Raw genomic sequence first — 14723 nt, 5'->3', positions numbered from 1 at the left:
TCATACCCTCCTAATGTTACCTTTCATAAGGAAGAGTATTTCCAGTTTTATAAGATTTATCAAACGCTTGGAGTGAACCATATTTTCCGAAAATCAACCCAACCCAAATCGTTAATGCTCACTCCCTTGATCGAGTCATGATACGTGGTTTGCTGAGAACGATGGAGCACGAACAGAAATGATTTCTCCTCCTGAAGTAATTCAATCAATTCGTTTAGCTTGCATATGCGCGCTTCTTGACTTGGATTTTGGAGAATTTGCTCGATTTCCGCATCAACCCAAGCCATTTGATCGCTATTTAAATGGGCGCGGACGTAGCTATTGCTTTGCTTAAGCGTCTGAATAATATGAAGATCATAATCGCTTTCCATACAAATGTGATAGAAGATGAGATCCGCTTCCTGAATCGTGTCCAGCCCCATCATATCTGACTTACTCCGGGTCGACAGTTCAATCCTAACTCCAATTTTGGAACACTGCTCACAGATCCATAACGCATCTTCGTTGTTGTTACTATAAATGTACATGTGAAGGGGCTCGCCGTTATAACCCATTTCATCAAGAAGACGCTTAGCCTCAACGAAATCAGTACGATAATCGGAGACCGCTCCTTTGGGATCCAACGTCGGTAGAAAACTGCTGGCAGGCGCTTCTCTGAAGCCTCCAAGCTCCTGAATCATTCGATCACGATCCATTATTAGGTCAATAGCTTTGCGGAAACGAGTATCCTGCTGAGGCCCTTTTTTATTCCGATTAAAAGTAAGCAAGCTGCAGCCGAGAATCGACTGCTCAATCTGATGCCATTCCGTATCTTTACCGACCGCACCAACAGGTTTACGGGAATTCGTATGGTCGCAAAGTACTTGCACCATATCCCAACTAGGGCCAACCTCAGATAATTCCTGCGGCAAAAGCCAAATTTCCACTTGATCCAGATGAGGCCTAACCCCAAAATATCCATCGAAAGCACGAAGTTTACAGATATAATCATCATTTCGTTCAAGCCTAAATGGTCCTGTCCCAATGGGCATACGTCCGAAGATTCCCTCGTTATCCCGACAAATATCCTCCGGCAGGATAGCCATCGAGGAATGAGATAACTGCTGCAAAAAGAGCACATTCGGCTGCATCAACTCGATAGCAATCGCGCTTCGATTCAGTACCGTCATATTCTCAATACTCTCGGTCATCCAACCTTGACATGCCGAAGGGCCAAGCTCCTTTAATCTCGAAAATGTGTAAAAAACATCATGCGCCGTCATCTCTCTGCCATGATGAAACAGCACGCCTTTTCGCAAATAGAACGTGTAATGTAAGCCATCCTCGCTAACTTCCCAATAATGCGCCAAATGAGGCTCGAAGATCGTTGTTTGCGGATTGTACACAACCAGCGTGTCAAAGATTTGATTAATGAGATGGCAGTCGAATGCATAAAAAGAGTGCGCCGGATCCAATGTTACCAACCATTTGTAGACCGGAAACCGTAGTGTGTCCTTATAACGCTCCTCAAGTTCGACTGCACGATAACCAAAAAAACTGAACAACCAATCGATGAAAGAGTCCTGCAGCGCCTCTCCTCTACCCAATTGATGTATCAGTTCAATCGTTCCTTTATAATCGCCTCGGCCCGCCAACTCCATCGCCTGCTTCGAAATCATATCCTCCGAGGAGACAAGAAACGTAATTTCGGAGACATTACCTCTTCCTCTTCCAGGCTTCCAATATACCCAGCCTTGCTCCATCATTTTTTTAAGCAAAATCTTAACATTACGCGTTGTACAATATAATCTATCTGCCAATTCATCTAACGTTATAGGCTGTGGTTCATGTTCTACCCCATGTTCAAAACTAGCTCGAAGCTCTAAGAAATGGGTCAAAAGCTGCATACTCAACATCCTTTCCATAAAAGGGGAAATAGTTAAAGAGAATTATACTCTTTTTGTTCCCCTTATTCTAGATGTAAACTAGATCTAACAGGAAAAGAAAGGAAGGTGAACCGTATGCAACCTACAGATCTATACGTATCCGAGAAGCTGATGCAATGGCAGCAGCAAGATTTGGAAAGCGAAGCTCGCGAGCATTGGAAATGGAAATCAGTTAAAAAAAGAAAAGTCTACATGCTTCTGACTAACTTATTCTTCTTCGTTTAATCCTAGTTCTTATCCAAAGAACCACTAGGACGAGGAGAACCGCCAGAAGTATACCCACGGCATCGACCGCAACATCAACCCCATGCCCCGTTCGACCCTTTACAAAAGTTTGATGCCATTCATCGGAAGCCGCATAAACGAATGAAATGATGGAGGAGGTGAGCAGTGCCATGATGACTTTTACACGCTTCGCCAGCAGTGCTAAGGACCAAAGCAGGGCAAGGATAGCGAACTCGCTAACATGCCCTGCTTTTCTTATGAAAAACTCGATCGCACCGATGGGGTCTTGCCACGAGATCTTTTGGTCGTCATAGAAGAACTCCCAATGTGGGAATATGTTCATTAGTTCAACGCCCGCAAGTTTGGATTCCAATAACGGCCGCAAGCTCTGCTGCTGATACGATTCTGCCGACTTCAAAAAGATAAACGCCATCCAAAGGACGGCTGCAGATAAGAAAAAATAATAATAAAATTTCGAATATGGTTTCGACATGAGTGAATCATTCCCCTTAAGGATTCAATTTCTTACGAATGCTGAATAGAGCAAAAAATTCAATAACCATCAGATTTACTGCGGATACCCCATAAAAGGCCATCCCAAACATCATGCGGAACGGATCATCTGTCACCGACTTCCACCAAAACGCAGCAGCCAATGTCATAACAATATTCAAAGCTGTCGTTATCCAGAAAGAGAACCCCAATCGATTCGTTTTCCGCATTAACCACACACCGATAACAAACGGAATTACAAAAGCTGCACCTAAGAAAACCCAATACAACACCGCATTCGACACTCTCCGTCACTCCCACACGATCAACTAGTATATTCTAATAGGTTAGCATGAATAACCGGCTGAAAACAACGTTTGCCACTCTTTGCAACAGAAACGTCAAATGGCTATGCATGGAAGAAAAACTATAGTAAAATTCTCCGACACAGGACTTGCTTGAGCTGAATAATTCATGTATAATACGAAAAGTCGACATTAATTGAACGACATTGAGGGGTCATAGCTCAGCTGGGAGAGCGCTTCGCTGGCAGCGAAGAGGTCAGGGGTTCGATCCCCCTTGATTCCATACTAGAAAAAACGCGGTCCTTCGGGATCGCGTTTTTTGTATGGAATTGGGGGTGAGAACCCCCGAGGGTTCGCCCGCGCGGACGGAGCGTATGCGTAGGAGCACGGCGTTTGAATCTACTGCTAAGTTCGTCTGCGTCGAGTCTTCTTCGTCAGCCATTTAAATCAAGATTCATACATCCCCCTTGATTCCATACTAGAAAAAACGCGGTCCTTCGGGATCGCGTTTTTTTATGTGGAATCGGGGGTGAGAACCCCCGAGGGTTCGCCCGCGCGGACGGCTCTTTAAGATCTTTGCCCTTCTGCGAAATTCGAATCGGTTCTCAGAACGAAAATCATACTTCATTGGATTTTTCCAATGGAATCTACTTTCAGTCTCTGAAATTCGTGCTTCTATTAGAATAATCCAATGGAATTGACTTTTTGGCTGCCAAATCCCTACTTTCACTGGATTAATCCAATGGAAGCAGCAGGCAGACTTCGAAATTCACAAGTGGGAGCTGATATATGTATCTTCACCCACATCAATACCCTATGTCGGGCAAATTTCCCGTGCGGCTCTGGTCTACATCCATACTAATACTTTTAAAAAAACCATGAGACAATTTACATAAATGAAAGAGCTTTTCAAAGATTGTAAGTAACGCCATGTCGCTCAACATTTCAGTTCATTAATGTCTATCTACTACTTCTGAATTAAAGATTAAAACTCTTCACTTTTGACGATAATTCAAGTATTAAAATAACGGGACTGATAATTATGGATATGGTCATTCTATATTTAGCTTGGATTATTACTGTTCTTCTTCTTGTGATATTTATTAAACCGGAAAATTCCGATCCAAGCACAAGTAAGCTTTTTATTCATGCAAATTCCCAGTTGGTTATTTGGTGCTTGGGTTGTCCAAAAAGGATTCATCGAATACCCTGTAGGATTTCTTAAGATGATTTACAAATCAAGTTTTACTTTTGAATATTTCGTTTTCCCTGCCGTAAGTGCCATTTTTAATGTTCATTTTCCTAAAGACAGATCATGGTTTGTTAAATCTATTTACATCCTTAGTTTTCCAACCGTTATTACAATAATTGAAGTCAATCTAGAAAAGTATACTCAACTGATTAAATACTTAAATTGGGCTTGGTATTGGAGCTTCATAAGCATAACCTTCACTCTATTAATTTCATACGGATACTATCTGTGGTTTTTCAAAAAAATAAAGAACATGTATGGTAATTCATAGATATAAAAAAATTCCTATTCACCTCTAATCAATTGTGATAGATTGATTTTATAACCAGTTGGAGGTATCTCATTTTGAATCCTGTCACCGAGAATTTCGTTAAGAAACATCATAAATATTTGTCCGATAACCCCAACGAATTAGAGAGTTTCGGCTCGATCTATGATCACATGCTATATTACTTAACCAGTATTCTGGGTATTGATGAGCAGCAAGCCTTGCAATGTATCCTTGATCTCAAAGCGGATATATCTTGTGATCTTCTTCCTCACATAGTTAAAAGTGAAATCATTTGAAAGCGGTTTAATTACCGATTCAATTGGATCCGATCCTAGTTACGAGCTTTTCACCAACCAACCAGATTAATCCGTACCTTTTAAGGTTGCTCTAGTATTAACGATAAGAGCTCAGAAATAATCACTTCTACATATAAAGGAGAAATGACAATGACCAAAGAATTTTGGCTCAATCTTCGGTGAGGGACCTACATAAGTCAAAAGAGTTTTTCACCAAGCTTGGATTTTCTTTTCATCCGAGACATCACAATAGTGATGATGCCGCTGGCTTACTAATCGGAGATAGCCATGTTATTGTGATGCTCTTCCCGGAGTCCACTTTCAAAAGCTTCACGAAAAATGATATTACAGATACCAAGCAAGGCACCGAAGTATTGCTTTCCATTGATGCTGAGAGCAAAGAAGAAGTAGATGAAATGTTAGAGAAAGCAGTAAAGGCTGGCGGCACTATCTACAGTGAGCCCCATGATCAGGGTTGGATGTACGGCGCCGGATTCACTGATTTGGATGGTCATCGCTGGAATCTGCTGTATATGGATATGAGTAAGATGCCGAAGGAGTGAGAGGCAATTCCTAATCAGCCTCATCGGTGTAACATGAAAATAGGATGTATAAAAGAAGAACACTGCAACCATTAAGGTTACAGTGTTCTTCTTTTCATAGAGCTTCATAAGAGAGCCATTTCCCTGGCTGATTCATCCCATCATTCCTTGACAGCACCGATAGAAATCCCTTTCACAAAGAACCTTTGCAGGAAGGCGTAGACCACCAATATTGGCAGGGCGCCGATAAAAATTTGAGATGCCCGAATTGTACGTTGAGATTGACTAGCAACTGCTGATAAATCAATCTTCGACATATCCGCTTGAACAATTATGGTTTGCATGAAACTTGCAAGCGGCAAATGTTCAGCATCTTTCATATAGATCAAGCCGTCAAAATAAGCGTTCCAATGTCCAACCATCGTAAACAATGTAATCGTGGCCATGGCCGGTAATGAGATCGGTAAGTAAATCATGACGAAAGTTCGAAAATGACCGGCTCCGTCAATGAAAGCAGCTTCCTCGAGATCTTTGGGAACGTTACGGAAGAAGTTAAGAAGTAGAATGAGGTTATAGACCGCTACCATTCCTGGCAGGATAAGCGCCATCATCGTGTTCATCAAACCGAGCTTATAGATAAGGATATAGTTTGGAATCAGGCCCCCATTGAACAGCATGGTTATGACAAAATACCAGAGATAGCCGGTGCGAGCGCGAAAGACGCGAGTGTCTTTCGAGAGCGCGTAAGCTGCAATTGCGTTAACGAACATCGCAAGCACCGTTCCAAGGACAGTCCGTTTTATAGATACTCCAAGTGATGTAAGAAATTGGGCATTGTTAAACGTTTTTTCGTAGGCTTCAAGTGTAAAACCAATCGGTCAAAACGTAACCAACCCGGCGTTGGCAGGGGCATTTGAGCTTAAAGACACCATCAGTAAGTGGAACAACGGCAGTAGGCAAAGAATAGAGATTATAATTAACAGCGCATTGTTAAACATGGTAAATATGCGATAAGATAATGTTTTGTGGTACATATGTTGTCCTCCCTAGAGTTTTCGTAAGAAAACTGGCTTCGTAAGCGTTACTTAGTTTTCATAAGCATTCACTTAGAAAATTCGATACCCAGCGAATCTATAAGCAAGACGATAGGATATGATGATTAGAATTAAGCTGATCAATGATTTGAATAGACCGACTGCTGTTGCGAAGCTGAATTGCCCACTAAGAAGTCCTTCCCGGTACACAAACGTGTCGATAATATCCCCCTGCTGATAGATCAGAGGACTATATAAATTAAACACTTGGTCGAAGTTCGCATTCAGTACATTGCCCAGAGCCAAAGTTGCAACTACGATTGCGATCGGTATTAGTGATGGAATGGTAACATGCAACGTTTGCTTTAAGCGGCTCGCTCCGTCGACTTCAGCTGCTTCGTACAACGCTGGATTAATGGCAGTAAGCGCTGCTAGGAAGAAAATCGTATTGAATCCAAATTCTTTCCAGACATCACTGAAAATAATGTTAAATCGGAACCAATTGCCGTCGCCTAGAAAGAAAATCGGCTTAATACCGAACACACTGGAAAGGAACTGGTTGACAAGCCCCGTCTGGGCGAGCAAATCAATCAAAATTCCTGCGAGTGTGACCCAAGAAAGAAAATGGGGAAAGTAGACAAGTGTTTGAATAGACCTTTTGAGCCCCATGTTCCTTACCTCATTCAATAACAAGGCGAAAATAAATGGAATGATTAAGTTCATCACGATCTTCGTACAAGCAAAGAACAGGGTATTCCACGTAATTTTCAAAAAATAATCATTCTCCAACATATAACGAAAATGCTTCAAGCCGACCCACGGGGAGCCGATTATTCCCAATCCTGATTTATAATCCTGAAACGCCATAACGATCCCCGTCATTGGAAGATAAGAAAAAATGAAAACCAATATGACAGCCGGCAGCACCATGAGATGAAGCATCCATGGTTGTTTGTAGCTGTTTTTCCTTTTAACGCCTTCGGTAGCCTTGTGGGTCACTTGATGTACTGTATTTGCATCCATAGCTCTCTACCCCGTTCCCTAAAACTCATTTGTGTATTTTGAGAAACCCTGATATATATAGTATCAACAAACGCTGCCCTTAAACTATAAGACAATGTTAGGATGGATAGGGTTTTGTTAGGGATATCTTCTGGGGGGATCAGTTATGGAGCTGCAAAGAGGTATTGCGTTTGTCAAAAGAAGGGTCGGTCCCAGGTTTAGTCTGTTTGCCAAAATGAACGGTCTTATTATCATTTTGTTCATCCCGATCGGCTTCGAGCTGCTAGTTGTTGCCACAGCCGAGGTAGCGCAAGATAGCAAGAGGTAAACGGTAGTAAATGGTCGAAAATAGATATCATGCTTTGAATGACAGCTTATTTAAAGGCCATGATTTGAGGAGATGAACATATGTTACTGTTGAAAGGACAAAAAATTGATATCACAAAAGGAACAGGTCTATCTAACCTTATCCTGCAATTCGGGTGGACATCGTCAGTTGCCGCAATGAACATTGATGCTGCCTGTTTTATGTTGTCGGAAAATAGCCGATGCGAACGGGATGAGGATTTTATATTTTACGGCAATCCATCTGCGCATAGCGGAGCAGTGAATCATAAACAAATAAATGGCATAGACAAGGAAGCATTCAGCATCTCTTTGTCCAAGCTCCCGAAGAGCGTTGCGAAAATGGCTTTTACCCTAACGATTCACGAGGGCGAGAAGCATGGACATATGATGAAGGATATATCGAATTCCTATTTACGACTCGGTAATGTCGATAATGGTGAAGAAATATTCCGGTTTGAATATGGTTCAGATCTTTCCAAGGAGACAGCAATTGTAGTCGGCGAGTTATACAGTCACAATGGGGAATGGAGATTCAACGCAATTGGAAGCGGATTTTATGGAGGATTAGCGGCATTGTGCACGAATTTCGGACTTGAGATCGCTGAGGAAGATGAGCAAGAAGTGGCTGCAGCAGCGGAGAAAACGATCTTATCGTCTATCGATTTACGTAAGAAAATCGTTCAGATCACATTGGAAAAGAAAAAGTTGACCAACTTTACCGCCAGAGTAGGCTTAGTTCTCGATATCTCAGGATCAATGCAGACGTTGTACAAGAACGGAACGGTTCAGGAAGTGGTGGAGCGCATACTGGCTGTCGCTTGTAAGTTTGATGATAATGGGACACTAGACGTCTGGATCTACGACAACGAATTCAGCAGATTGCCTTCCGCTACGGAGGATGATTTCGAGCACTATGTACAGAAGCATATTATGAATAACAAGACGATACATAAGTTTGGCCGGAATAATGAGCCGCCCGTCATGCAGGACGTGATTCGTAAATATACCGTTGAAGAAGACTCCTCTATACCCGTATTTATGGTATTCATCAATGACGGCGGTGTCGTAAAACCCATCAAGAAAGTCATCACCGAATCTTCCGTACAACCGATTTTTTGGCAATTCGTAGGCATTGGCGATTCTGATTTTGATGTGCTGAAGCAGTTGGACACGATGGAAGGACGAATCGTAGATAACGCTAATTTTATTCACATTGAAGATATTGCTTCGATTTCTGATGAAACGCTATATAATCTTCTATTGAATGAATTCCCTTTATGGCTTAAAGAGGCAACGGCCAAAAGAATTATTCGGAATTAAAAATATTTAACAAGGACAACCCATTAAAGGTTGTCCTTGTTTTGTGTTATGTTTAAATTTTTCATTTATCTCTTGAAGCTCAATAGCCATATTAGATAATGACTCTGAGGACGCTGCGATTTCTTCCACAGATGCCAACTGCTCTTGTGCCGCTGCGGAGACATTATGAGTAGCGGAGGGCAAGAATCATTCAGGACTATAACTGTGAACCTTCTTCCCCACCCTAAAACTGAGGAAGGCTGCCGCCAACCCGAGCGCCACTATCATGCTTGCCATCCATGGATGATAGAAGACTGTCGAAGTCGCGTTCGCCATCACTCCCCCCGCTCCAGCTCCCACCGCTAATCCCAAATGAATGATGGATGTATTCAAACTGAGAACGAGATTGGATGACAGCGGCGCTTGTTGAATAAAATACGTTTGGATTGCTGGACCGGTCACGAACATGGAGAACACCATAAGAGCGATTAACATTAGACTGATAACTAATGATTCTACAAAAAAAGGCAGTAGAGCTAGAGCTGCTACATGAACGATAATACTTAGCGTAATGACGCGAGCCGCTCCCCATCTATCAACACCATAACCGCCTAAACGAGAACCGATAGCTCCAAAAATACCGAAAACAAGCATAATGATGCTTATATTGGAGGCCTTCAAATGTAGAACGTCTTGTATAAATGGCGTCAGATACGTAAATAAAATCGAATTACCCGATTCCCTAAAAAAGGTGAGGAACAAACCGCTTACGATGACGAGACTTCCCAACACTTTAAATTGCTGCCCGAACGGAACCGGAGCGTCCCCTTCGATCTCTGGAAGAAGGCGGAAGATTATAAATGTAATTAACAGGCTGAATAAGCCTAAAATAATGAAAATGGCTTGCCAACTCCACCAATTGGTGATGGCAATTCCAATCGGGACCCCTAATATCATAGCGCTGCTAAACCCAAGCACGATCGTGCCGATCGCACTTCCTAGTTTCTCAGCAGGCACTAATTTGGCAACCGCACCAAACACTACGACAAGGTAAACGCCTGCGCTTACCCCAAGAATAATACGAGAAACCATCAAGACCGAAATCTCCGAACTCCCAAAAGAAACCAAGCAACCCAAGATAAATACAGCCAATGAGCCTAGCAGCACTTTCCTACGCCCCATCCGGGAAGTAAGGGACACAATGATGGGGGTTCCAATCGCAAACGCAAGAGAATAGGCTGTGATTAGCTGCCCCGCTAGAGCGATAGAAATGTTTAAGTCTTCAGCAATGACATGAAGAATTCCGGCAACAACCAATTCGGAGGTCGCCGTTAGAAATACCCCTAGGGCAAGGATGTAGATAGACAGTCGATTCATTCGATTCATTCCTTTCTGCTATTCCGTGATCGTTTTATTGAAGTATAATAAGGTTACGATAATAATGTAAGAAGGCAAAATATTTGGACATTATCCAAGTATTTTGACTAACTAACTATAAGTAAGAAGGTGAAGCCACATGGAACCATTACAAGAAGATGTGCATGACTTCTCTAACATCTGTTCCGTATTGACTATACTTGGTGCCAAATGGGCCTTCCTAGTGATCGCGGAGCTATCTAAAGGCCCCAAACGATTTAAACAGCTTCATAGAGATTTAGCGATCGTCAAGACACAATCCTTAACGGATGTGCTGCGGCATTTAGAGCAAAACGGGATTGTTCTCCGTCAAGTAACTCCAACTGTACCCATAATGGTCGAATATTCATTGACGGAAAAAGGAATTGATTTTCAGACCGCTCTGAAAGAGATGGATAAATGGGCCAAGAGATGGGAAAGCAATAACCCCTAACGAAGATTCGGTCAAATCAAATGAAAGTGAAAGGTGTGTTAGATTTGAACGTCCTTCTTTTCGGAGCTACGGGTATGGTCGGACAAAGCGTGCTGCGCGAATGCCTCCTCGATCCTCAAGTTCAAAGTGTACTAGCTGTAGGTAGAAACACCACCGGTCAGAAACATCCCAAATTGCACGAACAGGTACAAGCTAATCTTCTGGATCTATCTGACATTGAGCATAAACTGTCGGGCTTCGATGCCTGTTTTTTCTGTCTTGGTGTCTCTTCCGCGGGTATGACCGAAGACCGCTATCGGGCAATAACCTATGATATTACCATGCATGTTGCTGAGACATTAGTGAGATTGAACCCTAACATGTCGTTCTTCTATGTAACTGGAATGGGAACCGATAGTACGGAAAATGGCCGCAGTATGTGGGCACGGGTGAAGGGAAAAACGGAGAATGATTTGCTAAAGCTTCCTTTTAAGGCGGCTTACATGTTCCGTCCAGGAGGTATTCTTCCATTGCACGGCGTCAAGTCCAAGACTAAACTATACCAAAGCATTTACACCATAACGAAACCTCTCTACCCTTTGTTAGAAAAATGGTTCCCGAATTCGGTTACGACTTCAGAAAAGATCGGACGCGCAATGATCAAAATTGCCAAGCAAGGTTATCCAAAATCAATTATTGAGGGCAGGGATATCAATCTCATTTGAGAATCGAGGGAAGATCATGGTTACTGCTGATGAAATTAGAAGCTTCGCGCTGTCATTACCGGAAACGGAAGAACATGACCATTGGGAAAAACCTTCCTTTCGTGTACGCAGCAAAATTTTTGCGGTTATCCAACCAGATGGTGTGTCACTCGTGATTAAAACGACCAAAGAAGATCGACCGGCTTACACCATGATGGATCCTGATGTTTATCAGATGCCAGACAGCTTCCAAAACTTAGCCTTTATGATTATTCGATTGGATCGTATCCATCCTCAGGAATGTCGTAATATGCTTACGCTAGCCTGGAGCCTTGTAGCTCCTAAGAAAGTCGTAAAAGCTTTTAATGGTGCGATAAGCTCATAGCAAAGTTGCTTGAAGCTCATATCGCATGAAATATTGACATTGAAAATTAGGAGTGTTATAAAGATAGGGATGGCACTCGAAGACTGAGAGTGCTAATAATCATCTCTGACTAATTTCTACATATTTGAAAGGAGATCTCCCATTGGAAAAGAAACAGTTTCAAGCTGAATCCAAGCGCTTATTGGAAATGATGATCAATTCGATTTATACGCAAAGAGAGATATTTCTAAGAGAGCTTATCTCCAATGCTAGCGATGCTATCGACAAAATTTACTACAAAGCTTTAACCGATGACACGTTAGTTTTTGACAAAGATAGTTATTTCATTAAAGTGATGGCCGACAAAACGAATCGCACACTTACACTGCGTGATACGGGTATTGGTATGACGAAGGAAGATTTGGAGAATAACCTGGGGATCATTGCGAAGAGCGGATCTTTGGCCTTTAAGAAAGAAAATGAAGCAAAAGACGGTCACAATATCATCGGCCAGTTCGGTGTTGGCTTCTATTCAGCGTTTATGGTTGCAGATGTCGTAACCGTAATTAGTAGAGCTTTAGGCAGCGATGTTGCTTACAAGTGGGAGTCCACTGGCGCTGATGGCTACACGATCGAAACGGCGGAGAAAGACGAAGTGGGCACAGAGATCATCCTGAAAATTAAGGATAATACAGAAGATGAGAACTTCGATGAGTTTTTAGACGAGTATCGTTTAAAAGCAATCATCAAAAAGTATTCCGATTTCATTCGTTACCCGATTAAAATGGACATTACCGGAAAAAGGCTGAAAGAAGGCAGCGAAAGCGACTTCGAGGATTACCAAGAAGAGCAGCATGTCAACAGCATGGTTCCAATCTGGAGAAAAAACAAAAGTGAACTGACTCCGGAAGATTACGAGAAGTTCTATCACGAGAAACATTACGGCTTCGACAAGCCGCTCAAACATATTCACGTTAGCGCAGATGGTGCTGTAGTCTATCAAGCTATCCTCTTTATCCCGGAAAATATTCCTTTTGACTATTATTCTAAAGAGTATGAAAAGGGCTTAGAGCTCTACGCCAATGGCGTATTGATCATGAACAAATGTGCGGACCTGCTTCCTGACTACTTCAGCTTCGTTAAAGGAATGGTTGATTCAGAAAGTCTATCGCTTAATATTTCCAGAGAAATGCTGCAGCATGACCGTCAGTTGAAGCTAATTGCCAAAAACATTTCGAGCAAGATCAAAGGCCAGCTGCAAAGCCTGCTGAAGGACGAAAGAGAGAAGTATGAGCAATTCTACAAATCCTTCGGCCGACAGCTTAAATTCGGTGTCTACAGCGACTACGGAAGCCATAAGGACCTCTTGCAGGATCTATTGATGTTCCATTCCTCTAAGGAGAAAAAGCTGGTTACGCTGGACGAATATGTGGCAAGAATGCCGGAAGATCAGAAGTATATTTACTACGCTTCTGGAGAATCGATGGAAAGAATTGATAAGCTTCCACAAACAGAGCTCGTCACGGATAAAGGCTATGAAATTTTGTACTTCACCGATGATATCGATGAGTTCGCGATCAAAATGATCATGACCTACAAAGAGAAAGAATTTAAATCCGTTTCAAGCGGCGATCTTGGTATTGAAGTGGATGACAACCAAACGGAAACAGAAGCTGACAAAAATGACAACAAAGAGCTTTTCGATTATATGAAAGACCTATTGTCAGGCAAAGTTACAAATGTAAAAGCATCCAAACGTCTTAAAAAGCATCCTGTGTGCTTATCGACGGACGGCGATGTGACGATCGAAATGGAAAAAATCTTAAATGCCATGCCGAATAATCCTAACGTTAAGGCTGAGAAGGTACTGGAAATCAACGTCAATCACGAAGTTTTCGTATCCTTAAAAGACGCTTTTGACAAAGACAAAGAAAAGCTGAATCTTTATACGGCTTTGTTGTACAATCAAGCGCTCTTAATCGAAGGATTGCCTCTTCAAGATCCGGTTGAATTCACGAACGATATCTGCAAAATCATGGTTTAATACGATTAAAGGGGCTGTCTCAAAAGTAACATTATAGATGTGTGGGACAGATCCAATTGTTTAAAAATAGTGAATATTTGAATGAAAAAGGAGCTAAGCGGCTTGTATGTGCTTAGCTCCTTTGTTTTTGGTGTCCACCGCCACAGTGAATGTGGGCAAGCGAAGCCACCCGACCTCCAGACTTACTTTGGTAAGCCTCGAAGCAGGAACCTTTTCGAACCGCTAGCCTTCTTCGCTGCGGGGCTTCTCACGTGGCTGGTTTTTAAACACAAATACTTCATGCTCACTTTGACTTCACGCTGGCCTGCAGCTTTCGTGCACTGCGGTTTCAACGGACATCCTTCACAACTTACACATCGGTAATGACGTTCCATACTTCTGGACGGCTATACCCCAAACAAAGGTATACCGATTGGCATTGGCTTCAATTTTGGTGCCGTCGACAAAGTAGTGCTCAAGTTGCACGTATTTATCGTCAGCAAGAAATTGAAGAACCGCGGGCCTATCTCACAGTCAGCTTCGGCGACTTTTTGCACAGCAACTTTTGCTGCAATGATGTATTTCATCGTTAGATTCAAGTTGAGGTCGCATTACGATTGCTGCAACGATGTTTTATATCGTTACGAGGGCGATTGGGCGAATAACTTTTCATAAAAGGTTGATGGAACGATGTTTTACATCGTTGCAAGGGAGCTCAATCATCATTTTAATGCTGTAACGATACTTTTCATCATTGCGTCACAGGTCGGTAAACTCTGCGTGGACTGTTTATCTCTCAGACATATTCGACTA

The 14723-nt window shown here is 42.3% G+C and carries 16 protein-coding genes, 1 tRNA gene and 2 pseudogenes; 12 read left to right on the top strand and 7 right to left on the bottom strand.

Features of this window, described 5'->3' with window-relative positions; translation table 11 throughout:
* Window positions 1–59 precede the first annotated feature (59 nt).
* The gene (locus QFZ80_RS04740; protein ID WP_307557516.1) at window positions 60–1886 is read right to left on the bottom strand and encodes an SgrR family transcriptional regulator; all 1827 of its coding nucleotides are present in this window, start codon (window positions 1884–1886) and stop codon (window positions 60–62) included.
* Window positions 1887–2000: 114 nt separating this feature from the next.
* Between QFZ80_RS04740 and QFZ80_RS04735 the strand changes: the two genes are divergently transcribed.
* Complete coding sequence (locus tag QFZ80_RS04735) at window positions 2001–2150, top strand: hypothetical protein (RefSeq protein WP_307548407.1); 150 nt, start codon at window positions 2001–2003, stop codon at window positions 2148–2150.
* Here QFZ80_RS04735 and QFZ80_RS04730 read toward each other — a convergent pair.
* Both QFZ80_RS04730 and QFZ80_RS04725 read right to left on the bottom strand, forming a co-directional pair.
* Window positions 2128–2643, bottom strand: a complete 516-nt coding sequence (locus QFZ80_RS04730; RefSeq protein ID WP_307557514.1) for a VanZ family protein — start codon at window positions 2641–2643, stop codon at window positions 2128–2130. The two genes, QFZ80_RS04735 and QFZ80_RS04730, sit on opposite strands and share 23 nt — an antisense overlap.
* 16 nt (window positions 2644–2659) lie before the next feature.
* The gene (locus tag QFZ80_RS04725) at window positions 2660–2947 is read right to left on the bottom strand and encodes a hypothetical protein (protein WP_171690102.1); all 288 of its coding nucleotides are present in this window, start codon (window positions 2945–2947) and stop codon (window positions 2660–2662) included.
* Between the two features lie 210 nt (window positions 2948–3157).
* Between QFZ80_RS04725 and QFZ80_RS04720 the strand changes: the two genes are divergently transcribed.
* From QFZ80_RS04720 to QFZ80_RS04710, 4 genes are all read left to right on the top strand, one after another.
* Window positions 3158–3230 (top strand) — tRNA-Ala (locus QFZ80_RS04720).
* Between the two features lie 832 nt (window positions 3231–4062).
* The gene (locus tag QFZ80_RS38810) at window positions 4063–4470 is read left to right on the top strand and encodes a CBO0543 family protein (protein ID WP_373460371.1); all 408 of its coding nucleotides are present in this window, start codon (window positions 4063–4065) and stop codon (window positions 4468–4470) included.
* Between the two features lie 74 nt (window positions 4471–4544).
* The gene (locus QFZ80_RS04715) at window positions 4545–4766 is read left to right on the top strand and encodes a hypothetical protein (RefSeq protein ID WP_307548411.1); all 222 of its coding nucleotides are present in this window, start codon (window positions 4545–4547) and stop codon (window positions 4764–4766) included.
* Between the two features lie 179 nt (window positions 4767–4945).
* On the top strand, window positions 4946–5329 hold the full coding sequence (locus tag QFZ80_RS04710) for a VOC family protein (RefSeq protein ID WP_307557512.1): 384 nt from the start codon (window positions 4946–4948) through the stop codon (window positions 5327–5329).
* 140 nt (window positions 5330–5469) lie between these two features.
* Here the strand turns inward: QFZ80_RS04710 and QFZ80_RS04705 are convergent.
* Window positions 5470–6342 (bottom strand): annotated as a pseudogene (locus QFZ80_RS04705) (carbohydrate ABC transporter permease).
* Window positions 6343–6414: 72 nt separating this feature from the next.
* On the bottom strand, window positions 6415–7365 hold the full coding sequence (locus QFZ80_RS04700) for an ABC transporter permease (protein WP_373460013.1): 951 nt from the start codon (window positions 7363–7365) through the stop codon (window positions 6415–6417).
* Window positions 7366–7510: 145 nt separating this feature from the next.
* Between QFZ80_RS04700 and QFZ80_RS04695 the strand changes: the two genes are divergently transcribed.
* From QFZ80_RS04695 to QFZ80_RS04685, 3 genes and pseudogenes are all read left to right on the top strand, one after another.
* The gene (locus QFZ80_RS04695; RefSeq protein WP_307548415.1) at window positions 7511–7672 is read left to right on the top strand and encodes a hypothetical protein; all 162 of its coding nucleotides are present in this window, start codon (window positions 7511–7513) and stop codon (window positions 7670–7672) included.
* Between the two features lie 80 nt (window positions 7673–7752).
* Window positions 7753–8268: pseudogene (locus QFZ80_RS04690) on the top strand (TerD family protein); the annotation flags it as partial.
* A 69-nt stretch (window positions 8269–8337) separates the two neighbouring features.
* Window positions 8338–9012, top strand: coding sequence for a vWA domain-containing protein (locus QFZ80_RS04685; protein ID WP_307555675.1), 675 nt, complete (start codon window positions 8338–8340; stop codon window positions 9010–9012).
* 186 nt (window positions 9013–9198) lie between these two features.
* On the opposite strand, the gene QFZ80_RS04680 is transcribed toward QFZ80_RS04685, so the two are convergent.
* Entirely contained in the window at window positions 9199–10368 is a 1170-nt protein-coding gene (locus QFZ80_RS04680; RefSeq protein WP_307557509.1) for an MFS transporter, read from the bottom strand.
* 139 nt (window positions 10369–10507) lie between these two features.
* Between QFZ80_RS04680 and QFZ80_RS04675 the strand changes: the two genes are divergently transcribed.
* The 4 genes from QFZ80_RS04675 to htpG all read left to right on the top strand — a co-directional run bounded on the left by QFZ80_RS04675 (window position 10508) and on the right by htpG (window position 13931).
* Window positions 10508–10840: a winged helix-turn-helix transcriptional regulator gene (locus tag QFZ80_RS04675; protein WP_307548419.1), complete on the top strand. Its 333-nt coding sequence runs from the start codon at window positions 10508–10510 to the stop codon at window positions 10838–10840.
* 44 nt (window positions 10841–10884) lie between these two features.
* Window positions 10885–11544, top strand: coding sequence for an NAD(P)H-binding protein (locus QFZ80_RS04670; protein WP_307548420.1), 660 nt, complete (start codon window positions 10885–10887; stop codon window positions 11542–11544).
* A 16-nt stretch (window positions 11545–11560) separates the two neighbouring features.
* Window positions 11561–11908, top strand: coding sequence for an MmcQ/YjbR family DNA-binding protein (locus QFZ80_RS04665; protein WP_307557507.1), 348 nt, complete (start codon window positions 11561–11563; stop codon window positions 11906–11908).
* 142 nt (window positions 11909–12050) lie between these two features.
* Entirely contained in the window at window positions 12051–13931 is a 1881-nt protein-coding gene (gene htpG / locus QFZ80_RS04660) for a molecular chaperone HtpG (protein WP_307557504.1), read from the top strand.
* Between the two features lie 182 nt (window positions 13932–14113).
* On the opposite strand, the gene QFZ80_RS04655 is transcribed toward htpG, so the two are convergent.
* Complete coding sequence (locus QFZ80_RS04655) at window positions 14114–14305, bottom strand: transposase (RefSeq protein WP_307557502.1); 192 nt, start codon at window positions 14303–14305, stop codon at window positions 14114–14116.
* Between the last annotated feature and the right edge of the window lie 418 nt (window positions 14306–14723).

It is taken from the genome of Paenibacillus sp. V4I7, from assembly GCF_030817275.1.
Classification (GTDB): domain Bacteria; phylum Bacillota; class Bacilli; order Paenibacillales; family NBRC-103111; genus Paenibacillus_E.
This window is presented reverse-complemented; position numbering and strand designations above follow the sequence as displayed.